At 34.0% G+C, this 25,691-nt stretch carries 23 protein-coding genes and 1 tRNA gene; 6 read left to right on the top strand and 18 right to left on the bottom strand.

Features of this window, described 5'->3' with window-relative positions; translation table 11 throughout:
- The first annotated feature begins 218 nt into the window (after positions 1–218).
- Both F3I00_RS03200 and F3I00_RS03195 read left to right on the top strand, forming a co-directional pair.
- Positions 219–1,376 (top strand): site-specific integrase, encoded by a 1,158-nt coding sequence (locus F3I00_RS03200; protein ID WP_020807579.1) that lies wholly within the window; start codon positions 219–221, stop codon positions 1,374–1,376.
- Between the two features lie 245 nt (positions 1,377–1,621).
- Positions 1,622–2,752 carry an acyltransferase family protein gene (locus tag F3I00_RS03195; protein ID WP_159310978.1) on the top strand — a complete coding sequence of 377 codons (1,131 nt, stop codon included), beginning with the start codon at positions 1,622–1,624 and terminating at the stop codon, positions 2,750–2,752.
- Positions 2,753–2,798: 46 nt separating this feature from the next.
- Here F3I00_RS03195 and F3I00_RS03190 read toward each other — a convergent pair whose 3' ends face one another.
- From F3I00_RS03190 to F3I00_RS03160, 7 genes are all read right to left on the bottom strand, one after another.
- A complete protein-coding gene (locus tag F3I00_RS03190) occupies positions 2,799–3,386 on the bottom strand; it encodes a Fic family protein (RefSeq protein WP_020807581.1) in 588 nt (195 codons plus the stop codon).
- Positions 3,379–3,798, bottom strand: coding sequence for a helix-turn-helix domain-containing protein (locus F3I00_RS03185; protein ID WP_020807582.1), 420 nt, complete (start codon positions 3,796–3,798; stop codon positions 3,379–3,381). The genes F3I00_RS03190 and F3I00_RS03185 overlap by 8 nt, the downstream gene beginning before the upstream one ends.
- A gap of 135 nt (positions 3,799–3,933) precedes the next feature.
- Positions 3,934–5,745, bottom strand: a complete 1,812-nt coding sequence (gene glmS, locus F3I00_RS03180; RefSeq protein WP_020807583.1) for a glutamine--fructose-6-phosphate transaminase (isomerizing) — start codon at positions 5,743–5,745, stop codon at positions 3,934–3,936.
- A 181-nt stretch (positions 5,746–5,926) separates the two neighbouring features.
- Positions 5,927–6,000: transfer RNA gene (locus F3I00_RS03175), tRNA-Arg, on the bottom strand.
- Positions 6,001–6,086: 86 nt separating this feature from the next.
- On the bottom strand, positions 6,087–6,782 hold the full coding sequence (locus tag F3I00_RS03170; protein WP_003649162.1) for a CPBP family intramembrane glutamic endopeptidase: 696 nt from the start codon (positions 6,780–6,782) through the stop codon (positions 6,087–6,089).
- Between the two features lie 45 nt (positions 6,783–6,827).
- A complete protein-coding gene (locus F3I00_RS03165; RefSeq protein WP_020806787.1) occupies positions 6,828–7,598 on the bottom strand; it encodes a Cof-type HAD-IIB family hydrolase in 771 nt (256 codons plus the stop codon).
- An 87-nt stretch (positions 7,599–7,685) separates the two neighbouring features.
- On the bottom strand, positions 7,686–10,220 hold the full coding sequence (locus tag F3I00_RS03160; protein WP_065169716.1) for a M1 family metallopeptidase: 2,535 nt from the start codon (positions 10,218–10,220) through the stop codon (positions 7,686–7,688).
- 194 nt (positions 10,221–10,414) lie between these two features.
- Here F3I00_RS03160 and F3I00_RS10690 point away from each other — a divergent pair, with 194 nt between their 5' ends.
- On the top strand, positions 10,415–11,323 hold the full coding sequence (locus F3I00_RS10690) for a hypothetical protein (RefSeq protein WP_020806789.1): 909 nt from the start codon (positions 10,415–10,417) through the stop codon (positions 11,321–11,323).
- A 122-nt stretch (positions 11,324–11,445) separates the two neighbouring features.
- Positions 11,446–13,830, top strand: coding sequence for a Xaa-Pro dipeptidyl-peptidase (locus F3I00_RS03145; protein WP_020806790.1), 2,385 nt, complete (start codon positions 11,446–11,448; stop codon positions 13,828–13,830).
- Between the two features lie 129 nt (positions 13,831–13,959).
- On the opposite strand, the gene F3I00_RS03140 is transcribed toward F3I00_RS03145, so the two are convergent.
- The 11 genes from F3I00_RS03140 to map form a co-directional block, all read right to left on the bottom strand.
- Complete coding sequence (locus tag F3I00_RS03140) at positions 13,960–15,234, bottom strand: cell wall metabolism sensor histidine kinase WalK (protein WP_020806791.1); 1,275 nt, start codon at positions 15,232–15,234, stop codon at positions 13,960–13,962.
- A gap of 9 nt (positions 15,235–15,243) precedes the next feature.
- Positions 15,244–15,909 carry a response regulator transcription factor gene (locus F3I00_RS03135; RefSeq protein ID WP_020806792.1) on the bottom strand — a complete coding sequence of 222 codons (666 nt, stop codon included), beginning with the start codon at positions 15,907–15,909 and terminating at the stop codon, positions 15,244–15,246.
- A gap of 4 nt (positions 15,910–15,913) precedes the next feature.
- Positions 15,914–16,525: a GTP pyrophosphokinase family protein gene (locus tag F3I00_RS03130; protein WP_020806793.1), complete on the bottom strand. Its 612-nt coding sequence runs from the start codon at positions 16,523–16,525 to the stop codon at positions 15,914–15,916.
- Positions 16,526–16,592: 67 nt separating this feature from the next.
- Positions 16,593–17,657: a low temperature requirement protein A gene (locus tag F3I00_RS03125; RefSeq protein ID WP_020806794.1), complete on the bottom strand. Its 1,065-nt coding sequence runs from the start codon at positions 17,655–17,657 to the stop codon at positions 16,593–16,595.
- A gap of 128 nt (positions 17,658–17,785) precedes the next feature.
- Entirely contained in the window at positions 17,786–18,196 is a 411-nt protein-coding gene (locus F3I00_RS03120) for an OsmC family protein (RefSeq protein ID WP_020806795.1), read from the bottom strand.
- Between the two features lie 13 nt (positions 18,197–18,209).
- Complete coding sequence (locus tag F3I00_RS03115; protein WP_020806796.1) at positions 18,210–19,757, bottom strand: ABC transporter permease/substrate-binding protein; 1,548 nt, start codon at positions 19,755–19,757, stop codon at positions 18,210–18,212.
- Positions 19,750–20,709 carry an ABC transporter ATP-binding protein gene (locus tag F3I00_RS03110; RefSeq protein WP_020806797.1) on the bottom strand — a complete coding sequence of 320 codons (960 nt, stop codon included), beginning with the start codon at positions 20,707–20,709 and terminating at the stop codon, positions 19,750–19,752. The genes F3I00_RS03115 and F3I00_RS03110 overlap by 8 nt, the downstream gene beginning before the upstream one ends.
- A gap of 127 nt (positions 20,710–20,836) precedes the next feature.
- Positions 20,837–21,670 (bottom strand): Rpn family recombination-promoting nuclease/putative transposase, encoded by an 834-nt coding sequence (locus F3I00_RS03105; protein WP_020806798.1) that lies wholly within the window; start codon positions 21,668–21,670, stop codon positions 20,837–20,839.
- A 119-nt stretch (positions 21,671–21,789) separates the two neighbouring features.
- Positions 21,790–22,698, bottom strand: a complete 909-nt coding sequence (galU, locus tag F3I00_RS03100) for a UTP--glucose-1-phosphate uridylyltransferase GalU (RefSeq protein WP_003649175.1) — start codon at positions 22,696–22,698, stop codon at positions 21,790–21,792.
- Between the two features lie 58 nt (positions 22,699–22,756).
- On the bottom strand, positions 22,757–23,680 hold the full coding sequence (locus tag F3I00_RS03095) for a YihY/virulence factor BrkB family protein (protein WP_020806799.1): 924 nt from the start codon (positions 23,678–23,680) through the stop codon (positions 22,757–22,759).
- A gap of 15 nt (positions 23,681–23,695) precedes the next feature.
- Positions 23,696–24,520 (bottom strand): type I methionyl aminopeptidase, encoded by an 825-nt coding sequence (gene map / locus F3I00_RS03090; protein WP_003649177.1) that lies wholly within the window; start codon positions 24,518–24,520, stop codon positions 23,696–23,698.
- Between the two features lie 186 nt (positions 24,521–24,706).
- Here map and F3I00_RS03085 point away from each other — a divergent pair, with 186 nt between their 5' ends.
- Both F3I00_RS03085 and F3I00_RS03080 read left to right on the top strand, forming a co-directional pair.
- Positions 24,707–25,153: a flavodoxin gene (locus F3I00_RS03085; RefSeq protein ID WP_003649178.1), complete on the top strand. Its 447-nt coding sequence runs from the start codon at positions 24,707–24,709 to the stop codon at positions 25,151–25,153.
- Positions 25,146–25,655, top strand: a complete 510-nt coding sequence (locus F3I00_RS03080; protein WP_020806800.1) for a GtrA family protein — start codon at positions 25,146–25,148, stop codon at positions 25,653–25,655. Before F3I00_RS03085 ends, F3I00_RS03080 begins: the two co-directional genes overlap by 8 nt.
- Positions 25,656–25,691: the final 36 nt, after the last annotated feature.

Here is a 25,691-nt window from a genome sequence, read left to right as displayed (position 1 = left end):
AATTACCGTACCGCTATTCAAAATTATATGCTACAGTCTAATATCCACCAAGCCAAGCAATAAAAAAAGACCCGCAAAGCGCTGATAACACTTCACGGGTCGGTCATCACTCTGACCAATGTTCAAAGCAAACACATATATATGCTAGATGAAAAGTTGAGCTGGTAACTCAACGCCTTTCGTCTACCCTATTTTAGCAAAATGGAGGTAAAAATCAAATGGTTAAATATTATACTCCTCAAGTAGAGCCTTTGAAAAATGGCAAATTTAAATACTCAATTAGGTATACTGATCCCTCTTTCCTGGGTGTACATAAGAGTTCTACCACAATTACTAAAAACACTGCTAAGGCTCGAAATTTAGCTGATGTGAAAGTCAAAAAGATGATCCAAGATAAGTTAAATATTCAATCTATTAAACAAATTACGATGGATAAACTTATTGAAGATTTACAAACTAATATGTCTAATCAGGGCTTAGCACCTAAAACTTTAGATACTTACTTTGCTTGCCTTAGTAAAATTTCTAGGACTTTCGGAAAAAGATCGGCTGATTCTATTACTACTATTGAACTTAATACATACATTAATAATCTTCTTTATAAAGATGAATTATCTAATGCTACTGCACATAAATATCATGTGGTTTTTACAAAACTTTTTGATTTTGCAATTCAATTTGGGTATGCAAAAAAGAATCCAGCTTTAAAAGTAAAAATTAATTTTAAAAATGAACGTGCTAAGAAGCAAGATCGAGTAGAAAACTGGTATCTTACCGATAAAGAACTGAGCAAATTATTTAACCATTGTTTAGAAAAAAAGAGAACTGATTTTTATGCTTTATTCAAAATGCTATACCTTACTGGTATGCGTGTAGGAGAAGGATGTGGGTTGCTCGTAAAGAATATATTTCAAGATAAAGAAACAAAGCTATGGTATGTTAATATTTCAGGCACTTTAATTAGTACTGAAGGACATCGGAATGAAAGACAAGAGTTTACCAAAACATCCTCTAGCCAACGAACTATTGTTTTGCCTAAAGAAGCAGTTGTGATATATAAAGAGTTTTCTAAGGGACAAAACTCTAATGATTTCCTATTTCATAATAAATACAGTAATACTAATGGACCGATAAATACATCAGCTGTAAGTAGATTTCTAAGAGAGTTTGTAAATGAACAGAAGTGGAAGAAGAAAGCTACCTCGCATATCTTCCGACACACTCACGTTTCCAAACTTGCAGAGGAAGGATATCCATTAAGTTTAATTACCGATAGAGTTGGTCATGCCAATTCTGATATTACAAGAAAAATTTATTTACACGTTACCCATAAACAACACTTAGAATTCGATGAAGCTATACAAAATTTTGAATAAAACTGTCCCTTTTCTGTCCCTTTTTAAGTTTAATAACCACACATAAAAGCCCTATAGCACTACTGCTACGGGGCTTTCTTTATTATCCTACACTTCTTAGGATGAGAAGTTTCGATCAGTCATCTATATCCTAGTTCAAATTTTAATAATTGTTAAGCGCCTAATTATAGACATCTTGTCTTTTTTCAAAAAGATGCATATATTAGGAATTAGCTTTTAGACTCTACTCATGAGAGGACTAATTTATGAAAAAATATCAATTTTTATCATTTAGAATAGCTGATATTGGCGACTATCTTAAGGTCTTTGCATGTACTGCAGTTATGGCGCAACCAATTATGGCCTTAGTTATGGATATTAAGCAACCAACACATACTCAAGATGTTTTTGGCTTTCTATATAACCTAATAAAATATACCGCCCCTGCTTTTATTTTTGGAATCTTATATACAACTATTAGAACTTATGATTTAAAAAAACATTTTTCTTATCAGAAATATTTTCGCAGTAATTGGTCTAATTTATTTGTACCGACCATTTGGTGGACTTCAATCTATTTACTAGGAATGCCCTGGGAACAACAAGTAAATAAATACTATAATTTTCCAACTTTTTGTTGGCAATTCATTAACGGAACTGCGGCACCGCACCTTTGGTATAACACGATGATGCTACAATTTATCATCCTAATGCCACTCTTTTGGGCGATTAGTCGCTATGTAGGGACGAATACTAAACGTGGAATAATAATTGCAATTGTCACATTTATCCTTTATTTCACTTGGCTTGGGTTTTACGATACCTATGTCTTTCATGGCATCCATCAAAATGACTGGTATTTACTGGATAGAGTTTTTATCTCTTTCTTTATCTATGGCGTCTACGGAGTTTTGGCCTGGCAATTACGCGATTATGTCAACGCATTTTTAACTAATTTTTGGTGGCTACTTAGTATTATTTTTATTATTTGCTTTATTTGGACCAATATTGAACTGCAAGGTTTTGGCCACCCCATTAATTTTAATAATGCTCCATATTATAAACCTTCCATGACACCATACTCTTTAGCAGTAATTGCTCTTATTGCTGCATTTTGCTTACATCAAGTAAAGAAAAATTCCCAAACTAGTTTAAAAGTTTTTCATTTTCTAGCTATTTACGCCTACCGTGCGTATCTTTCTAATGTATTCTGGAACCAATTAGTTTGGCGCGGTCTAAACATGTCGCTTCATGCTCACTATCATCCCTTTTTAACTTTCTTTGGAACATGGATTTTTACTTGGTGTCTATCTTTTGCTTCTGCTTACTTATTACATCTTTGCTGGAGTTGGGTTAAGGAAAATAAATTATCGAGAATTAGTTTTCTGTTCAATTAAAAAGGCATTCTAATGACGAAAAACCATCATTGGGATGCCTTTTTATTTAACACTTAATTCTCTTGGATTTGGACTTGACCTTAATTAATCTAGCAATTTGGTTAATATCTGCATTATTTTGAGCAATAATCAATTCTTTATTTGACCGCGGATAATCAATAACTTGACCATGATTTGCAGCAAAAGCTTGTAAAAACAACTTGCTACTCCTACCATTTCCTTCCCTAAAGGGATGGAGATAATTTAAGCGATCAAGCAGAAAGGCATAATCGGTGTTGGCAAGTTCTTTTTGACTAGCCAATTGCCTCATTTTCTCATCTATCTCTTCAATTCCAAACTTAATTCGAGTATATTCTAAAAACTCAGTATCTCCTTTAATCAGCTCATAATCTCGAATTTGTCCTGCCCAATCATAAAGCCAACCAAACATAATTTTATGAATTTTCTTCAAGTCTTCAACGCTAGTAATCTTTTTATTCTTCCTCAAAAAAGCTAACGCGCGCACAGCTGAACCTAAGTATTCTTTTTGCGCTAATTCTGCTGCATCCTTAATATTGAGTTTATTTTTAAGTGTTCCATTGGGATAAAGACATTTTCTGCGATACCATTCTGTATCTTTTCTCTCCTCAATCATCTTCCCCACCCCAGATCTTACCTATTTCAGTTTGGAATGTAGGAGATGGATTAAGTGCTTCATCAAGCAATCTTAAAATATCCTCTTCATCAGGTTGCCAACCTTCTAAATGCTCACTTTCTACCACAAAGCGAATTTGTTCATAAATTTCAGGATCTTCAATATAGATTCCTTGAATCATTTGGCTATGATCATTAATCTTTAAAGAATAAACCGGATCAAGTAATTCTAATAAATCTCCAGGTCGCATATTCAAAGATGACGACAAAGCTGATAAGACCGAACTGGACCAATTATCAGGATTTTCGTCGAGTGCTTTTCTTAAATCTTGTTCTGCCAAATGTTGATTTTGAGAAATATCTTTTAATGTAAGCTGGTGATTTGTAAGTAAAATTGATATTTTTGATAGCATAAGAATCCTCACTGATTATTAACTATCCTTATTTTAAATCAAAAGCTCATATTTTCGAAAAAACATTCAATTAAAAATAGCAAATTAGTCACTTTCAAGATCACTAATTCGCTATTTTACTAACTTATTTAAATTTTATTCAACAGTCACACTCTTAGCTAAGTTACGTGGCTTATCAACGTCTAATCCCTTATCTTTAGAAGCATAATATGCAAGCAGCTGCGCCGGTACAACAGTTAAAAGCGCAGACATATAGTAGTTAATTTCTGGTAATACTACATCGTCGCCCTCTCTAGCGAAGTCCTTACCAACAATTGTAATAATATTAGCTCCGCGAGAAACAACTTCTTGAATGTTACCACGAGTTAAATCGGCAGTTGCTGGATCATTAATTAAAGCAATAACTGGAGTGCCTTTTTCTATAAGAGAAATATTTCCATGCTTTAATTCAGCTGCAGCAAAACCTTCAGTTTGAATGTATGAAACTTCCTTAAGCTTCAATGCTCCTTCTAAGGCAACAGCATAGTCAATTCCGCGTCCAATATAGAAGGCATTGCGTGACTTAATTAAGTACTTGTCAGCAATTTCTTTTAAACTTTCCTTGCTGTCAACAAGCTGTTGCATCCCTTCAGCTGCAATGGCTAAATCATGCTTTAAGTTCCAGTCTTTTGCATCTTGATTATTAAGTACTTCACCCAAAGCTTTAGCAAGCACTGCTTGAACAGCAATTTGAGCAGTATAAGCTTTAGTAGATGCAACGGCAATTTCAGGACCTGCTTCGAGCAGCATAGTGTAGTCTGCTTCTCTTGATAAAGTTGAACCCTCTACGTTAGTAATGGTTAAACTTGGAATATTACGCTTATTAACTTCTTTTAAAACAACGCGTGAATCAGCAGTTTCACCAGATTGAGTTAGAAAAATAAAGAATGGCTTTTTACTCAGCATTGGGAAATGATAGCCAGCTTCTGAAGCTAAACCAACCTCTGTTGGAATACCTGTGTAGTGTTCTAAAAGCATCTTTCCTACTAATCCAGCATGGTAACTAGTACCTGCTGCATAAATGTAAATTCGATCTGCTTTAGAAAGAGCATCAATGATTTGAGGCTCAACCTTAACGTCACCATTTTCATCAAAATAAGTTTGAGAAATTTTACGCATAACGCTTGGTTGCTCATCGATTTCTTTTAGCATATAGAATTCATAGGTGCCTTTTGAAGCAGCATTTGGATCAATATCTAATACGTGAGGTTTACGTTCAACTTTTTTACCGTCAACAGTTTCAATTGTGTAAGAATCCTTGGTAATGTCACCTACGTCACCATCTTGTAAATCAACAAAAGTCTTAGTTTGATCTAAAACAGAGATTGCATCAGAAGCAATAATATTAAATCCATCTCCAAGACCGAGCATCATTGGTGACTTATTTTTTGCAATAAAAACATGGTCTGGTTCAGTATTATCAACCAAAAGAAAAGCATATGAGCCCTTAACTAACTTCAAAGCTTCTTTAAATGCAGAAAAACCGTCTAAATTCTTTTCACGTGCAATTTTACCAATTAATTGAACAACCACTTCAGTATCAGTATTTGAATGGAACTTAACACCTTGTAAATATTTTTCTTTTAACTCCACATAATTTTCAATTACACCATTATGAACCAAGTAAAAACGCTTAGTTTCATCAAAATGAGGGTGAGCATTATCAACTGTTGGCTTACCATGAGTTGCCCAGCGAGTATGACCAATTCCAACTAAGCCTTGTTCATCTGGAGTTAACTTTTCTTTTAAGTTAGAAATTCTACCAACTGCCTTAGTTAAATATTCATTGCCATTAAGATCATTTAAATACATACCTGCTGAATCGTAACCACGGTACTCTAAGTTAGTTAGACCATTTAAAATAATATCTCTTGCAGGTTTTCCAACAACACCAACAATTCCACACATACATTTTTCTCCTTTGGTATAGTTCATTTGAAATAAATGGACTATCTTTTATTTGTTGTCATATGAGCAATAATAACCCTATATTAAAAATTGGTCAAGAAGTTTTATTTGTAATTGGTCTATATCAAAAAGAAGAAAAATTGCATAAAAAAAAGACGCCCCATACGGAGCGTCATATCAGTGATTTGGGTGAGATTCGAACTCACGACCCACGGTTTAGAAGACCGTTGCTCTATCCAGCTGAGCTACCAAACCAGTTCCTTAACAGAACATATTCTAGTATAGGGAAAAGGAAGTTGGATGTCAATTATTTTTTGAAGAAATTTATTTAAATTGATTTTTCAACTCCAAGCCTGCATGCAGCAGATTATCAGTGGTAAAAGATTAGATATACTATGACTCAAAATTGCCATTTTTATATCATCCGTCTTCTGGTAAACATATCCAAAAGCTACTCCGGATAAAAATCTATTCAAAAATGACCAATTCAGAGTTACATTATGAGCACCAGCAAAAATAATTGCCGTCAAAATAATCGCTATCCATGGATTTAACCTTTTGAAAATACCCTTTTGAATTCCAGCTTGAAATAATAATTCTTCTAAAGTGGGGCCGATTAAAGTTAGGGATAAGATTAAAGGTACAGCTAATCCAGTTTTCAATGTTTCTGTAAATACATCCGGTTTGGCATTAACAAAGACAGAAAACATTGTTAATAACTGAAGAATAAAACAAAATACACCTGCTCCTAATGATAAAATCAGATTTTTTCGACTTAATTTTTTTGAAAAATCCAATTTATTATTTAGCCATTTACAAACATACCATTCCATAATAAATGTGATAATTGTAAAGATAATTATCATAAATATATTATGAAACATATTCACATGCTTAAAAGCTTCAATAAATTGTTGCTGACTATCGATTGAATATACAGGTGTACTTTCCAAAATTGGCACTTGCATAAAAGCAAAAATAAGAAATAGGCAAATGGCGATCCCTAACCATTTGAATACACACTTAATTATTTTCATCAAATTTCTCCCCAACTTAATCTTTGCTTTTATTATAGTGCTATTTTAAATCAGCTTATAGTGCTTACAGGCATTATAGATTCCATCTTCATTAATATCGCTAGTCACATAATCAGCAATCTGTTTCACCTGCTCTTCTCCATTGCCCATAGCAATACCAAGTTGAACAGCTTTTAGCATGTCTAAATCATTCTCGCCATCGCCAAAAGCCATGGTATCTGTTAAAGTTTGTCCCTGCAATTTAAGATACTTCTCAACGCCAGCTAGTTTACCACCATCTTTTGAAATAATGTCGACTGCATACTCATTCCACCAACTTAACTTGCAATTTGGAAGATTATTGACTAATTTCTTTAAGTCATCGCGCTTTCCATATGCAATAAATTGATAGACCTTTTCACCGTGATATTTACCAACTGGTGCAACTTTACTAGAAACAGCTTTTTGAGCAGCAACTACTTGATCTGTCACAAAATTAATGTATGGTCCTTCTTTACCAATCGTAGTAATCGGGACAGCCTCCTCTTTAATTAATTCAATCATCTTTTCAGTATCTTCTTTATCAATTGGATTACCAAAAAGTTCATTACCATTTTCATCTAGACAGAGTTGTCCATTCATCGTCAAATAACCGTCAAACTTTATATCTTTAACCGGTAATTTTTTTAATTGGCTCATATCACGCCCAGTAGCTAACACAAGCTTGATTCCATTTTCACGTAAAAGCTTAAGTGCCTTTCTAGTACTTTTAGGCACACTATCTGTTTTATGCGAAACTAATGTTCCGTCAACATCAAAAAAGATTGTTTTTATCAAATTAAGTCACTCCTATTTTATAGATTATATCAAAAATGCGCTTTCAAAACTGAAAGCGCATCTTTTTTATTTATTTAATCTTTATTTTTAAGCAACTGCTTTAGCAATTGCAGCATTAACAGCAGCTTGTTCTTTCTTAACTAAGTTGACCTTAGTTTCGATTACTTTAGTATCCATCTTAATCTCACGAGTTAATCCTGGAGTATTGATCTTTGGTTCAAAGAAGTCTTTGAATTGTTTCAATCTTTCTTCAGTATGGAAAATATTTGCTGTCACAGTAATGAAAGTAGCAAATTCCATATCACCACCAACAGTTGCTTCAAGCCATGGCCACTCTAATCTAATCCAATTCCAAGCTTGTTCTTGACCAAATGGGTTAGCTAAAACATTGCGGTACCAAGCACGTAGGTCTTGTGGTTTAACAACTTGTGCATTTTCAAAATCATCAACAATTGCGTCAATAATTTCAGGCATTTTAGTTGAAGTAATACCAGCACATAAGTCTTGTTTGAGACTAGCGTCAGAAGTTTCTTGGTACTTCTTAAGCAACTTATCAAACAAGGTCATATTACCAAAGTTTTTAACTTCGTTAACTAAAACAGCACTTCTGATATCAGCTGAAATACCCTCTAAGTTATCGGAGTTTTCTGAATAAATAGCGTGAAGACCATTAATAGTATCATCATTATCAGCATATAGAGAATCTGAAACAACGTATGGTCTAGTTAAGTTATCATCGTTAGACTCGCCAACCTTAGGAAGTAAGCCTAAACGCTTAACTTGTTTTTCAGAAAGCAAATCATAGAGTTTCTTCAATTGCTTTTCTTCATCTGAGCCAGGTGTTACAAAATTACGTAAAGTAGTCATAATTCTGTACAAAGCATTATTAACAATTGGTGAAGTTGAATCTGCAAACTTAGGAAGAAGTGGCACAATATCTGCATAAGACATTTGACCACCTTCAGCTAACAATCTGAAGTCTTGGAGCAATTGTAACTTATCAACTGCGTCTAACTCATCAACATGACTTAAGATATCATCAAGAAGTGTTTGATCATACTTAACAATAAAGTCAGAATTATTACCAACATTTAAGCGGAAAGGAGTACCATTATTAGCAAGTAAATCTTTGTAGTCACCAACAACTAATTCTTCATCCTTCATAATCTTAGGTACAGCTGCATAATTAGCATTTAATGGAATTTGCCACTTACGGCCAACTTCTTTACCTTTACCAATGAAGAATTGTTTTTGAGTTAAGACTAACTTGCCATCTTCAACTTTGGCATTAACGACTGGATAACCTGGTTGCTCTAACCAAGAATGCATAATTGCACCAATATCTAAGCCACTTGCTTTACCAAGTGCATTCCATAAATCGTCACCTGTGGCATTACTATATTTATGAGCTGCAAAGTAATTCTTCAATCCTTCACGAAGTGCTTTATCACCTAATAAAGCACGTACCATGACTAACATTCTTGAACCCTTAGCATAGACAATAGCTGAATCAAACAAAGCATCAATTTCAGCTGGGTCATTTACCATAACGTGAACTGATTGCACACCATCAGTAGCATCCCTTTGAAGAGCGGCAGGAACTTCAGAAGTTTGGAACATTTCCCAAATCTTCCAATTTGGCTCTAAGGCATCAATTGCTACATATTCCATCATGTTAGCAAAGCTTTCGTTAAGCCATAAGTTGTCCCACCACTTCATAGTTACTAAATCACCAAACCATTGGTGAGCTAATTCGTGAGCAATAACAGTTGCAACCAATTGCTTCATATCTAGTGAAGTATTATTAGGGTCAAGCAATAAATATGCTTCACGGTAAGTTACACAGCCCCAGTTTTCCATTGCACCTGCTGAAAAGTCAGGAAGTGCTACTTGGTATGAATGCTCTAATGGATATGGAGTTTCATAGAAATCTTCATAAAATTCAATTGAACGCTTAGCAATATCCAAAGCGAAATCTAATTCTTTTGCTTTATGTGCCTTTGTTGCAAATACACCAATTTCAACACCAGACTTAGTCTTAGTCAATTTCTTTTGCATATCGCCAAAGACAAAGGCAACTAAATAGCTAGACATACGTACAGTTGGCTTAAAGTAGTGAACCCCATCTTTAAATTTCTCTTCTGGTTGGTTAGAAATAATTGTTTCACCAGGCTTTTCATCAAACTTAATCGCTAGTGCAAAAGTAGCCTTAGCTTCTGGTTCGTCAACACATGGGAAGGCTTGACGAGCAAAAGTAGTTTCAAATTGAGTACCAACTAATTGCTTCTTTTCGCCATCCACTTCATAGTAAGAAGGATAAATACCCATCATTGAATCAGTTAACTTGCCTTCAAAGTCAACCTCAATTTTCATCTTACCAACTTTGCCAGCTTTAATATTAACGACTTCTTCTTTATCGTTATAATCAAAATCAGCTTTCTTTTGATCTACTCTAACTGAGGTAATCTTTAAGTACTTTTGATTTAATTTAACTAATTCTTCTTGAGCATCCCCAACTACAATAGTTTTACCGTGGAAGCTCTTTTTTTCACGGCTAATATCTAAATAGATATCATAATGATCTGGGTGAAAAGTTTCATAAAAACGTTTAACTTCTGCCATATTTTGACCTCCAATATTTATAGCTTCTCAATTATTTATTATAAGAAATAAAAATCTTACTTACCAGTTTTTGAATTAAAAATAATTTAGTTATATTCATTAAAATCTAAAAAATATCTTTAAATCTTAATTTGCTTTTTTTCTTCTTATTTAATTAAAATATAAATAACGTATTTTATTTATTGGGTAATTTTATGAAAAAGAAAGTTAAAATATTTATCTTAGTTTGTCTTCTATTCTTAGGTGTAAGCGTCACTACGACTAATACCAATTTTTCTCAACCAGCCTTTGCTTCCATGGGATCAACCGGTGGTGGTCACAGTACTGGTGGCTCTTCAGGCGGAGGAACTAGTTACACTTCATCTGATAGTAGCGATAGTAACAATTCTTCTATTGGCGGTATAGTAGGTGGCTTCGCCATTTTAGTACTTATCTTTTTCAGTTTTTATATTATTGCTGCTCTTTTTGATTTCATATTTAAAGTACGGCTACGTTTTGAATATGATTCTAATTACCTCATTAAGAACTCTGGCGATAATAATTATAAACTTTTCTATCCTAATCAAAGATTCGATAAATACCAAAAACTATTGCATCGTCTCCATATCAAATTCACTAAGCCGGATCCTAAAGATGACTTCACGGCTTATAAAGAAGTCTATATTCAAGCACAGTTCCTATATAGTCAGTTGTTAAGAGAGAAGTATGTTAATTCTAAGTACCAAGTTAAAAGTCTAAAGCAGTATCTTGATCGAAATTACTACAAGGCAATGGTTAAAGAAATTGAACTTAAGAGAAACGCCGGAACAGTTGATGAAACAGTCATCGATTCTGTAATTTTTGAAGAAGTAGCTCATCTAGATAAAAGTTTGCTCCTTGCTAAATTAACTGTATTGGGCAAAGATAAAGAAATTCAATTTAATCAAGACTTTGATGCTAGTTTTAGTAGAAATAAATGGACGGATTATGTCCTCTTCGGTCTAGAAGATAATCGAAATCCAAAAATCATTAACTTAGTTTACGGCGAACACTTCCATCTTAATGGTGAAGATTTCAATGATTATCAATCTGGTAATGAATACACTGAGAACAAAATTAATTAAAACTAACCTCTTAATTTCAACAAAAATGTCGCAAAATTTGCAGCATTTTTATTTCTTCTTTTATTGAGGTAAAACTAGTAAAATTATGAGTAAGAGATTATATAAAAGGGAGCGTATATTTAATGAAATACAATCAATATGGTTATCTTCAAACTGATTTTGACCAAATGATCAAAGAATTAGAATCCATCAATTTCTTGCCTGATAATTGGAAAGAAAACAGCTTTTCTGATCTTTTAGCTACGTTAGTCGAAAATTCAGTTGCGGAAGCAAAAACTTATGGCGCAAAAGAAGCTAAACTTGCAGAGTTCGCAGTTAGTGAAAATGAAACTTTAAAAGACTTTTTAGCTAAAGATCCTGCTTCAATTTCACGCAATAGTTTCTATAATATTGCCTTGCAGTTGCTGGGGTATCATGTGGAATATGACTATGATTTAAAAGATCCCCTAGCTCGCATGAAGGCTAATGCCCTTCCATATACCGAAAAAGAAGAGATTGATCGTGATGAATTAATTAAGGTCTTCTATCGTTTACTTAATACTCGTGCCAAAAACGGTCAAACCTTCATTGATAATATGGCTGGTAAGGGCTATTTCACTCAATTTTACGGTAATAATAAGTTTATGTACTTTAATGGAAAATCTTTACCTGTTTTTGATATGAGTAAGGTAATTCGTGAAGTTGTTTATGTCGAAAGCGATCTTGATACTGATGAAGATGGCAAACCCGATTTACTTCAAGTAACTGTCTTTCGACCATATCAATCAAACAACTTCAAGTTCCCTGCCCTTTATACAGCTGACCCCTATTTTGGTGGAATTATCGCTAATGAAAAACGTAATCACAATGTAGATGTCAACTTAGAAGATGCAAGTAAGAGTCCTTATCCTAAATATGAAGCAATGCCGACTGCTAAAGCTAAAAAGCCAGCTAGCGAAGATCAAGCGGCAACTGAAGAAGCAGTCCACAAAGCAGCTTATTCTTTAAATGAATACTTACTTGCACGCGGTTTTGCTAATGTCTATGCAGGTGCAATCGGAACCCGTGGTTCAGATGGTTTAAGAATTACTGGCGCTCCAGAAGAAACTGAATCTGCTAAAGAAATTATCGAATGGCTTCATGGCGACCGAATTGCTTATACTGATCGTACTAGAAAACATGAAACCAAAGCATCTTGGTGTAATGGTAATATTGGAATGACAGGTCGTTCATACTTAGGTACGCTTCAAATTGCAATTGCAACTACTGGCGTTGCTGGACTTAAAACGGTTGTTTCAGAAGCAGCTATTTCTTCCTGGTATGATTACTACCGTGAACATGGATTAGTAATTGCTCCAGAAGCTTGTCAAGGTGAAGATTTAGACATGCTTGCCGAAACTTGTCAGTCTAACCTTTGGGATGCTGGCGACTATCTTAAGATCAAGCCAAAGTTTGATGCTATGCAAAAACGTCTCTTAGAAAAATCAGATCGTGAAACTGGTCAATATTCTGATTTCTGGGAAGCTAGAAATTACCGTCATCATACTGATAATATCAAATGTTCTTGGATCTCAGTTCATGGTTTAAACGACTGGAATGTTAAACCAAAGAATGTTTACAAAGTTTGGCAAAAAGTTTCTAAATTACCAATTGCGCATAAATTATTCTTGCACCAAGGTCCGCACTACAACATGAACAACTTACTTTCAATCGACTTCTCAGACTTAATGAATTTATGGTTCTGTCATGAATTATTAGGTGTTAAGAATAATGCCTACAAGCAATGGGAAGATGTATTAATCCAAGACAACTTACAACCAGACATCTGGCATGAAGAACCAACTTGGAATAATGAATTAGGTAAAAAAGAAATTTACTTCCCTGATAAAAAAGGTAAGCTCTTAAAAGATGGCGGCGAAGACAATGATAAACTTTCATTCACCGACCAAGGCGGTAAAGTCTTCAAAGAAGCTAAAATTTCCGAAGGTAAATGGCAATATGACTTTATCTCTGGTGAAGAAAAGTGGCTTGATCAGCAATTACGCTTTGTAACTGACGAGTTCATTCATACTGTAACTTTAGTCGGTCGTCCTAAGATTAAGATGAGCCTTGCTACTTCTCTTCCAAAAGGACAAATTTCAGTAGCTTTGGTTGATTTAGGATCAAGAAAACGTCTTACTCCAATTCCTAAGTCCTTTAACGATCAAATTCAGGAATTAGGTTACCGTTTCGGAACTGAAGTAATGAAAGAATTTGTTCCTGATAAAGAAACAAAGGCTAAGTTGATTACTAAGGGGCATATGAACGTCCAAAACTACGCTGATATGAAACACGCTGAAAAGATTGAAGCAGGTAAATTCTATGACTTGGAGTTTGAATTGCAACCTACTTTCTATCGATTACCAGCTGGTGCAAGATTAGGTTTGATTATCTATTCAACCGATCAGGGAATGACTAAGCGCCCACTTGAAGATGAGACTTATACAATTGACTTAGATAAGACTCAATTGATCTTTCATGAAATGTAAGAAACGGAGATGTTTTAGATGGAAACTTCAAGTTCGACTATGTATTGGATTCATTTTTAAGATGATAATAAAAAAAATATAATATATGCAAAAAAGCAGTTAGTCTTCAAAACTGAAAACTAACTGCTTTTATTTTGCTAATCTTAAAATCACTGTAAAAACAATCATCTCGTCTTTATGATTAACATGAATCTTACCATGGAAAGTTTGCACAATTTCTTGCGCCATTGCTAGTCCAATACCAAAACCAGATTTTTTTGAATTGTGAGATTCATCTTCACGATAAAATCTTTCAAAGAAGTGAGAATAATCTTTCCCCTTTCCTTCTTTATAAGTATTTGCAACCTTTAAAATTGCATTTGTACCAAGTCTGCCCTTAGTCAAACTTACCTTAACTTCACCATCTTTATCACAATATTTTCGTGCATTATCTAATAAAATATTAGTCAATTCACTTAAAATATTTCTTTCGGCCTTTACATACAAATCTGGCATAATTATCGCATTATACTTCAAATCATTCTTCTGCATGACCGACTTAAAGTTAGTAACATTCTTTTTAACAATCTCAGAAAAGTTAACCTTATTTAAAACTACTTCTCCAGTTTCACCGGTTCTAGCTAAAGCAATTAAACGATTAATTAACCGAGTTAAGCGATCAACCTGCTCTTTTGTACTTTTATTCCATTCTGAATTATTCCCCAGCATTTCTTCCATTTCAGTATTAGCCGAAATAATTGCTAAAGGCGTCTTTAATTCATGTCCTGCATTAGTAATAAATTCGCGCTGCTTATGATAAGTAGTAATTATTGGTCCAATTGCCTTTTTTGATACTAAGATTAGAATCAGTGCAAAAACAATTAAAGCAATTAATCCCAGCACCACTGAAACTCTAAATAAGAGAGAAAATCGATGATAGATCAGCGATTCGTTCAAATAGACAATAAACTGATTACCTTTTTGGTCCTTACCTACTCGATAAGCATATTGATTATTGCCAATACTGACTGATCCACTAGTTACTTTATCCTTAAAAACCTGCTTACTCGTATTAATAATTTTCTTTTGCGCTACATCGTACACGTTAGCGTCGTTTATTATTTTAGGTGTATTATTCTTGGTACTTGCAACCGTAAAATAGCGATACTGAAAAATAGCTTCTGGATTATACTCACCAGCTAAGAAATTTTTATTAATTGGATCTTTTTGATTACCAAAAACTGGTTTAGCGTTACGCGGTGTTAATTGACCTTGGTTATTGACTAAGGTTGTCAATACTCGATCGACTTCATTATGGCTCTGAGTGTAGCTAATTCCAAGTAATGTACCTAACGTAATAACTAGAACTACGAACAGCGCCATAATCGACATTCCAATAAATTTCCAGCGAAATTTTTGAATCATTAATCTCACCTACCTAATTAATGAAAAACTACCGCCTTTTTCACCTACAATCTGAACTGAACTTCGAATCGATTGTAGTTTTTGTCTTAAATAAGAAATATAAATCCAGACTACCTCTTCATTAGCATCATCTTCATCTTTCCAAACATGCGCTAATAGGTCTGAAGTTGAAAATTCTTTACCTTCATTGAGCATCAAATAATTCAAAAGTTGCGTCTCTTTACTTCCTAAGCGAATTGAATTATGACTTACTAGCTCTTGCTCAGATACATTCAAGGCTAGATCGCCAACCTCAACCTCATTAGGAGTATATTGATCATCTCGTCTTTCTTTTGAACGTAAACGAGCGAGCAACTCTTTTAATGAAAATGGTTTAGTCAGATAATCATCTGCCCCGCTATCTAAACCAGTTACGCGATCATCAATTTCTGCTTTTGCAGTAAGCATTAATACATAGGTCTTGTCGCCACTTTTACGAATTTGCTTCAGCGCAGTAATGCCATCCATAATTGGCATCATGATATCTAAGATAATTACATCATATGAATTCTTTTTAGCAAGTTCTACCGCATCTCTGCCATTAAAAACAGCATCGACATCATAATTAACGCTTTTCATTGCTGCTACCAAAACACGAGATAACTGTTCTTCGTCCTCTGCCAGTAAAATTTTCATTAAGTTAGTCTTCCTCTCTAATCAAATGACGCAAGGTCTGCATGCTTACATCGCAAGACGCCAATTCATCCGCAACTCTCTTCAACTCTTTACCAATCATTTCAGGATTCTTTATCTTATGCTTATACTTCATTTCATGCTCTAAACTTGCCCAAGTATCCATTGCAATTGTTCTAAGCTGTACTTCAACGTAATAGTGTCCTGGAGTATTGCCCTCAATGTCTTTTTCAGGTCTTTCAACATCTAAAATCATGTGGTAAGAACGGTAACCGTTGGGCTTGGCATTGGTAATGTAGTCTTTTTGCTTAACAATTACCACATCATCCCAATCCTGAATCAAGTCAATACAAGTATAAATATCGTCAATAAAATTGCAGACAACCCGAATTCCAACGCTGTCTCGAATTTTTTTCATTGCTGATTCTGGAGTTACTGGCAGCTCTTTTCGCTGACATTTTTCAATCATGCTTTCGGGTCTTTTTACTCGACCAATTAAGTGTTCATAAAGACTGTCCCCGGTTTGCTCTTGGTGAATTTTATTTTCTTTTCTAAAATATTCCAGCATTTGATTAAGTAGTTTATCTAAAACTGGGGCGTAGCCACCATAAATGTCCATATTAAACCTTCTTTATTGATTTACTAATATTATAGCAGTCAAAGATTTTTTAATAATCACACTTACACTATTTTAAAGAATTCTTGCTTTTCATTAGAAAATCTAAGAAAAATACCAGGTTCCAAATTAATAAGCAGATTGCAATACCTAATTCAGAACTTATTACCAACCATAAGTAAACTGCTCCCAACGAGAAAATAGTTATTAATGTAAGAAAATCACGAATGGCAAATTTGCACGTATTTTCGTTATATATTTGATTAATAGTTAAGGAAAAATAGTACAAACTTAGTGAGCCAATAATTAAGAAAAATAGAAATGATTTATTTACATTTTTTATTTGTAAATAAAGCAAAGATACTGTCGATAATAAAATCGAAACTACAATTGCGATATGACTATACATCAGCACGAAGCCCTTACTAATTTGATGATGGTTGATTAACTTATCTGATAAAATTGCATAGCTCGCAAACATCAAAACTAAAGACAAAAACAAAAGTGCAGCGTAAACTAGCGGTGTTTTGTTATTAAAGTAAGTTGCCAAGTTAACAATCGCTTCACCAAAGGCAATGATGACAATTAAACTTACTCTTTCAACCAAATGTGGAAAATTTACGTGCTCTTCTTTAAACATATGCCATAAAAAGATTGGCAAAATAAAGCCGATGATATAGCCCGCAATACAAAAATAAATTCCTGCTGGATAACCAACCAAAAGGCCTAAAACTATTAGTAAGAATTCGAGTTCCAAAATGATTAGAAAAACTTTTTTATCATTATTTTCTTCAACTTTTGTAAACAAATACTGGCAAAAAAGCGTTGCAACCATTACAACCATTGCCGTATTAAAGTAATGAAATGTGACCCGCCATTCAATATTAATATTATTGGCTAAATACACTGCAACAAACATATTTAATACTAAACCACTCAGATCGCCAATTTTATTTTTACTATAGCGATTAAAGTAAATAACCTGGTAAAACCAAATTTGCATTACCACAATGACAACTAATAAAAATTGCAAAAATGTAATTAGAGGAATGCTACCATTGACAGGATGATGAATCATTGCTGGAATACGAGAAATTGCATAGACAAAAACTAGATCATAGAATAATTCAAACATTCCAACTGGTTTAGCAATTATTTTTTTAACTTAAATCCCCCTAAAACTTAATTAATTTATATCTTGCCCTATCTTTCCTAAAAAAGCAAAAATACTCTTAGTCCGAGTAACTAAGAGTATTTTATAAATTAATCTTCTAATTCTACATAAATTTTAATGCTTTGAGAGACTGTTTGATAAACCGTTGAAACATGCAAGGTATGTGCTAAAAAGTCCTGCTTTTCTTCTTTAGACATGGAGCTATCAAAGGAAACTGTAATTAACATTTCACTGACAACTGATTTTCCATGGCCTAACTTAGTAGTAATTGCTTGATTTGTCACCTTGAAGTTCTTTACGTCTAGATGGTGGACGTTAGCAATCATCCCCGCAGAAATTGAGATACAGGAATTTACTGCACCAGCTAAATATTCTACTGGATTAGGAGCAACATTTTTACCACTTGCTGATTCATCTACGATAAATTTATGTTTTTTGGTTCTATTTTCAATTTGCCAAGGAGTCCCAGTTAACTCGCTTTTTACTGTATACTTTGTCATTCTTATCTCTTTTCTAAATTAATCCATGTTTTACCAAATAATCATGGGCTACTTTAGCTGGTTTTTCATGCTTAACATTAACCTGATAATTCATTTCCTGCATTTCTTGAGTTGTAATTTTACCAGCTAATTTATTTAATGCCTTTACAATTCGAGGATTTCTCTCTGCAAACTTTGCCTTCATTAACGGAGCACCTTGATAAGGCGGAAAGAATTTTTTATCATCATCAAGCATCACTAAGTTATACTTTTTAATCTCAGCATCAGTAGTGTATCCATCAACAATATTAGCTTGATTATTCGCAATAGCGTGATATCGAATGCTTGATTCAGTACTTTTAATTGAAGCAAAATCTAACTTGTAAATTTTCTTTAAACCAGGATATCCATCTTTTAAAGAAGTAAAGTCTGGATCAAAAGCCGCATGAACTTTTTTATTAACTCGATTTAAATCACTCATCTTTGTTAGATGGTTATCTTTCGCAAATTTTTGCGTTGTTGCTAAGGCATAGCCGTTTTGATAAGCCATTGGCTTCAAGTATTCCATGTCAAATTGTTTCTTTAAATCGCTTCTAGCCTCAACATAAACTTGATTTGGATCATTACCAGTCTTTTTTCCCGTTTTCACTAAAGTTTGTAAGACTGTTCCTGTAAATTCAGGATAAATATCAACCTTATCTGTTTGAAGTGCCTTGAACAAAAAAGTTGTTCCTCCAAAATTAGGTTTTAAGACTACCTTTGTATTTGGATCATTCTTCTCAATCAAATCCTTATACATATTAATTAAAATAGCAGGCTCAGAGCCCATTTTCCCAGCAATTGTAATTGTTTGCTTAGGTTCAGCGACATTCTTTGAAGTGCTGGTAAAGTGACTATATAAACTGCTTCCGCCCCAAATGAGCAAAATTACAGCTATAATAATACTTCCCCACTTGAGTCGCTTATTATTTTTAGCAATAAATTTTAAAACGCCACTAAATACTAAAGCAAGCAGCGCAGATAAAATCGCACCCATTAGAACTTCTGTATTGTTGTTTGAGTTGATACCGACATAAATGTAAGTACCCAAGCCTCCGCCACCAATCAAGGCTGCAAGAGTTGCGGTACCAATAATCATTACTAAAGCAATTCTAACTCCGGCAAAAATCATTGGCATTGCCATTGGAATTTCTAATCGCTGCAGCTTTTTCCATTTAGTCAGACCAAAAGCAGTTGCTGCTTCTTCTAAGTTATCAGGAATATCTGTTAAACCTGAATAAGTATTCTGAAAAATTGGCATTATTGCATATAAAACTAAGGCAATAATTGCAGGCGTAGTTCCAATGCCGACAAATGGTAGAAGTAAACCTAGAATTGCTAAACTTGGAATAGTTTGGATAATACCAGCAATTTGCAGTGTGAATTCAGCTGCCTTTTTATGTCCTTTTAAGATAAAAGCTAGCGGAATTGCAATGACCATTGCGATAAGAAGCGCAATCAATGAAATTTTAATATGAACAAGCGTTGTAGCCCAAATTTGATCATGTTCTGTTAAAAGCATTTGCCACAAAGATTTAATCATTTCCAGCCACCCACTTTAAAAAGAAATTCCAAACACGTTTTGGTTCAATTAAAAACTCGCCAAATTCCGTTTCCGCAATAAATAAACTATCAGGATGATTAGAACAATCCTTAATCAAATCTTGCACACTGTAGACATGATAGCGAACTAAAGTCTCTACCTTTGGATAAAATCTTGGATCTACTCCCAACTCGCTCTTGAGCAAGGTTTCTAGATCAAGTTTTTGATTAATTCGATTCCCGGCAAAAAACTCTCGAACAAACTCGGTGGCAGGATGACGCAAAATTTCTCTTGGTTTACCAACTTGCTCTAAAACACCTTTATGCAGGATACCAATTGTGTTCCCTAAACGAATTGCTTCCTGCATGTCGTGGGTTACAAATATCACCGTCTTATTGAGCTGATCATGGAGATTAAGCAATAAATCTTGTAATTGCTTTCTCACGACTGGATCAAGTGCAGAAAAAGGCTCATCCATAAGAACTACCTCAGGATTTGCAGCAAGTGCACGAATAATTCCCACTCTTTGCTGCTCACCACCAGAAAGCTCATTTGGCATCCGATCGCAATACAATTTTGGGTCTAAACCAACTGACTTTAGTAATTCTTCTTGTTTCTTGCGTCGCTCTTTTCGACTAACGCCTTCTTGCTCTAAGACAATGGTAATGTTCTCACCAACAGTCAAATTTGGAAACAAGCTGGCCGTCTGCAAAACGTAGCCTGTTTTTTCTCTTAATTTACGTAAATCGTAGTCTTTTATTGATTTATCATCTAACAATATCTCACCTTTTGTTGGTTCAATCAGTCTATTAAACATTTTTAGTAGCGTAGTCTTGCCGCTACCACTAGGTCCAACTAAGACGAAGATATCTCCTTTTTTCACTGTAAAAGAAACATCTTTTAGGATTTCTTGATCCTGATATTTCTTCGAAATATTTTTATATTCAATCATCATTTAATCCTTATAAAAAGTGTTACTTATATTTTCTCACTACTTACAAGAAGTTGGCAAAAAGATTACACTTTTTGACTAAAAAAATAAGAATTATGTTCTTTTTTACATAATTCTTGTTTTAATTTTATTTATTCTTTTTAATAAACTCTTGCAATTCTGATTTTGAAAAATTATCGCCATAATCTTCCATAAGCTGTTTTAAGATAAAATCATCGCTTGCTTTAAATTGCCGAGCCATTTTTATTAGTCTCTTGATTGAAGAAATTTGCTCTTTTTGTTTTCCCTGTTCTTTTCCAAATTCTCTCTCATCATCTAGTCGCATCTGATAATCCATAAGTTCCTTTCTCCTTCCCGGATCAGTACCAAACTTTTTAACTTCTCGATTCAATTTTTCAATAAACTCATCTTTTGTACTTATTTTATCATGAATCAAGTCAAAAAAGCCTTGTAGACGCGGTGTAACCTCACCAATACTCCCACTCGCATTTAAGATAATTGCGTGTTGCTTAGTATCAAGCACCAATGGATTTTTTCGTTTCAACTGCTGAAAGGCAAATTCGTAGTATTTTTCATCTTGATCATATGGATCATTTGGCAAAATAAAAATCACATAAGTTTCTGGTAAATCTCGATACTTACCACCACTCATCAACAAATTCTGATCAATCATTGAAAAATAATATCGAATTCGTTGAGCAAGAAACTTATTCTGTAATACCTGTAGTTCAATGTCATATACTCTTCCTTCTTGATCATAAGCTAAAATATCCGGAATTGTCCCTCGCTTTTCAGGATGAAACTTCAATCTCTTCTGTGTTTCAAACTCAACTCGAGTAATATTCAATTCAGGCAAAATTGCCTGCAACAGTTTGCAGCAATTATCATCCTGTTCCATTACCCAGCTGAATACTGGATCATCAGTGATCTTAGCTACTAACTCGTTTTCACTTTTGCGCATAGGCATCTCCTTTTTTACGAAAAGTTTCTAATTACTATTACGCAAAAATGAAAAATATTTTTTATCAAAAAAAGAAACTATCGATCGATAGTTTCTTTCTAAAATGTTAATAAAAATTATTATTTTTTCTTATTAGTCTTTTTATCTTCATTTTGTAATTTTTGGCCCATTGCAATGATGTACTTACGTAAATCATCTTTAATTTGTGGGTGAGATAAACCATATTCAATTGATGTTTCAAGGTAGCCTTCCTTGTTACCAACATCATGACGTTCGCCGTTAAATACGTGAGCAAATACTCGTTGAGTCTTGTTCATAGTATCAATAGCATCAGTTAATTGAATTTCACCACCACGACCAGGTTTTTGATGTGCTAAAATATCAAAAATTTCTGGAGTCAATAAGTAACGACCAATGATTGCGTAATCACTAGGTGCCTTATCAACATCTGGCTTTTCAACAAAGGCTTTAACGTTAATCAAACCTGGTTCAATTTCGTTATCTGGATCGATAACACCATACTTAGAAACTTCTTCGTGTGGTACAGGCATAACAGCAATAGTTGAAGCATGTGTTTTGTCATAGCGATCAATCAATTGCTTAGTTAGTGGAACTTTATCGTCCATCAAATCGTCACCAAGCATAACAGCAAATGGTTCATCCCCAACGAAGCTGCGAGCTCTTAAAATCGCATCTCCTAAACCAGCTGGGTGTGGTTGACGAGTGTAGTAAAGGTTAACACCTAAATTAGTAATTGATTGAGTCAAGTGTAAAAGTTCAGTCTTACCCTTTTCTTCCAAATCTTGTTCTAGTTCTGGGTTAGCATCGAAGTGATCTTCAATTGAGCGCTTGTTCTTACCAGTAACAATCAAGATATCTTCAATTCCTGATTTTTTTGCTTCCTCTACGATAAATTGAATTGTTGGTTTATCAACAATTGGTACCATTTCCTTAGGCATAGCCTTAGTTGCAGGTAAAAATCTAGTTCCTAATCCAGCTGCTGGAATAACTGCTTTTCTTACTTTCATTTTATTCTCCTCACAAAAATAAGCTTTCCATAATGGATTTTACCAAACTTACGTCAACTTATTTAGGTAATTCTTTGTTTTTTCTAAAAATTCTCAAAATCGGGCTTTGACTGTATTCAATCTTTCTACCTTTTAGTTCATCTCCTGCTGCATTAATACAAATACCCAGCAATAATAAGAATGAACCTACATTAAGCCAAAGCATAAAGATAATAAATGAGCCTACAATCCCGTAATTTTGCCAGCGTGTCCCAAATTGTCTTAGGTATAACCCAAAGAAATATGATAAGGTACTCCAGCTTATTACAGTAAACCATACTCCTGGCCAAACCACACGTTTTTGAACTCGAATATTTGGAATTACATAGTTAATGTACAAATTCACTATCACTGTCATTAAAATTATGATCGGCCAGCGATAATTTTCTAATTTATAAACCCACCATAAGGATAGGTTAAAAATTGGGGCCAAAAATTCCATAATTTGTCTACCAAAAGTGAAAATGAAAATTATTATTGAAAATCCAACTACTAAAATTACTGATAAAGCAAAAGTGAAAGTTCTGGCTAGTAAATAATTCCACCAAGATTTTCCCTTTTCTTGCTTATCAACGCCATAGATTTTATTTGCGCCCAAGCGAATCGAATTAACCAAACAACTCAATGACCAAATTGCAACTACAATACCTAAAGAAATAAATCCACTTGAATGTTTTTTCAATAAAGCATTAACAATCGGCATAATTAAGCTTGAAACTTGACTTGGAAAAATCAATTCTAAATAACGAGCAATTGGCTTGGTATCAATACTAAATAAAGGTAAAACATTTCCAATAATAATTATGATTGGAAAAATACTTAACAATACATAATAAGCAATAATAATGGAATTTTGGTTTATTTCACCCTGGCTAATATGTTTTGATAGTAATTGAATAAAATTTGCTGTACGGTTCCTAGTCTGATTGAGAAAAGATTTCATAAAATATTTTACTTATTAATCTTCATCTAAAAAATGAGGAAGATACTTTTCATAGCCATCATATGGCTTTTGCAAAGTCAAAATCTTTGGACCATCTGGAGTGATCGCAAAAGTATGCTCAAATTGTGCTGACTTTGAGCCATCTGGAGTTGCGTAGTAAACCCAGTCATCGTTTGGATCAGAAACAGTCTTTTGTTCAATTCTCCAATCACCACCAGCTTCGACCATTGGTTCAACAGTAATTGTCATACCTTCACGTAAACGTAAGCCGTGACCAGCCTTACCCCAGTGAGGAACTTCAGGATCTTCATGAATAGATGGTTGAATTCCGTGACCAACTAATTCACGAACGTCTCCGTAGCCATTTTCATTTTCAACGTAGTTCTGAATAACGCTACCAATATCACCAATACGATTACCAACTACAGCTTGATCAATTCCCATGTACATTGCCTTTTTGGTAACATCCATTAATTTTTGATCTTCAGCAGAAATTTCACCAACGCCGTAAGTAGTGCAAGAGTCAGTTTCATAGCCATCGACGTTACAAGTTACGTCAACACTAACTAAGTCGCCTTCTTTTAAGATCTTATCTTTTCGAGGAATGGCATGTGCAATTTCGTCATTAACACTAATACAAGTGCCGTATTTATAGCCTTCAAAACCTTGTTCTGAAAGACGACCACCATGTTTTTTCATAAAATCTTGAGCAAATTCTTCGATTTCCCAAGTAGAAATTCCAGGCTTAATAACATCACGTAAGCCTTCAAACATTGCTGCTAAAACGCGACCTGATTTTTGCATACCCTGAAGTTCACGTTTTGACTTAATTGTTATCATTAAAAAATCTCCTTTTTTAATATTTATATACTATTAGCATACCTTAAATAAACATAATTTAGTAGTCATTAAGACAGTCTCAACCATTCATTATAAAGCTTTTCTTAAATAATTTCTCTTAAGATTACAAACCACCAACTTTCTTTAGTATAATAGGAGAAAACGTTATAGAAAGAAGTTTTTTACATGAAAGCACAGATTGTCTTTGCCAGTATGACTGGTAATGATGAAGATATGGCAGAAATTTTAGAAGAAAATTTACAAGATGCAGGTTTTGACGTAGAAAATATTGATGTCAGTTTTGCAGATGCTTCTTCTTATCTTGATGCTGATCTTTGCGTAATGGTTACTTATACTTACGGCGAAGGTGTGATGACTGATGAATTAAAAGACTTTTATGACCAATTAGTTACTCTTGACTTATCGGGTAAAAAATTCGCCGTTATGGGGTCTGGAGATAAAACATACAAAGATCATTATTGTGAAAACGTAGATGACTTTGAAAAGGCATTTATTAAGTGCGGCGCAGTTGAAGTAGCAAAACCAGTAAAAATCGAAAACGCTGTTGATGACGAAGATATTGATTTAATTGATCAAGCTACCGAAGAAATAGTCGAGGCATTTAATGACTAAAAATCATCATAAAAGAAAGGGGCAAAAGATTACCCAAGCCCAGTTACGAGAGCTTGGAAGTAAGCTTGTTGCCAGGCACCGAAACTTTTATGTTTACGTTATCTTTGGCTTTTTAGCAGCAGTCATTAATATTGCCTGCTTTCTTTTATTTCATAATGTTTGGAAAATTCCAGTAATTTATGCCAACACAGTCGCTTTCATTATTTCTAACTTAGCCTCTTTTTCTTTTAATAAACATGGCGTCTTCATTCAAAATGTTGATAAGCAGCATGGCGTTGTTTACCAATTATGCTTATTCTTTATTTACCGAATTATCAGTTTGATTCCTGATAACTTGATTATGTTAGTTGGTATTTCCTGGCTTCACTGGAATGCTCTTTTTGTAAAAATTGTCGATCAAATTTTAGTAGGTATTTTTAACTATTTAACTACTAAATCAATTTTCCTTAATACTAGTAACAAGTTTGCTAAAAGATTTAAAGATCATTTTAATAAGAAATAATGAAAAAAGCTCCAGATTAATTTCTGGAGCTTTATT

Source organism: Lactobacillus sp. JM1, from assembly GCF_009834385.1.
Lineage (GTDB): Bacteria > Bacillota > Bacilli > Lactobacillales > Lactobacillaceae > Lactobacillus > Lactobacillus paragasseri.
Note: the sequence above shows the minus strand (reverse complement) of the source record. Positions and strands in the feature narration are given on the sequence as shown.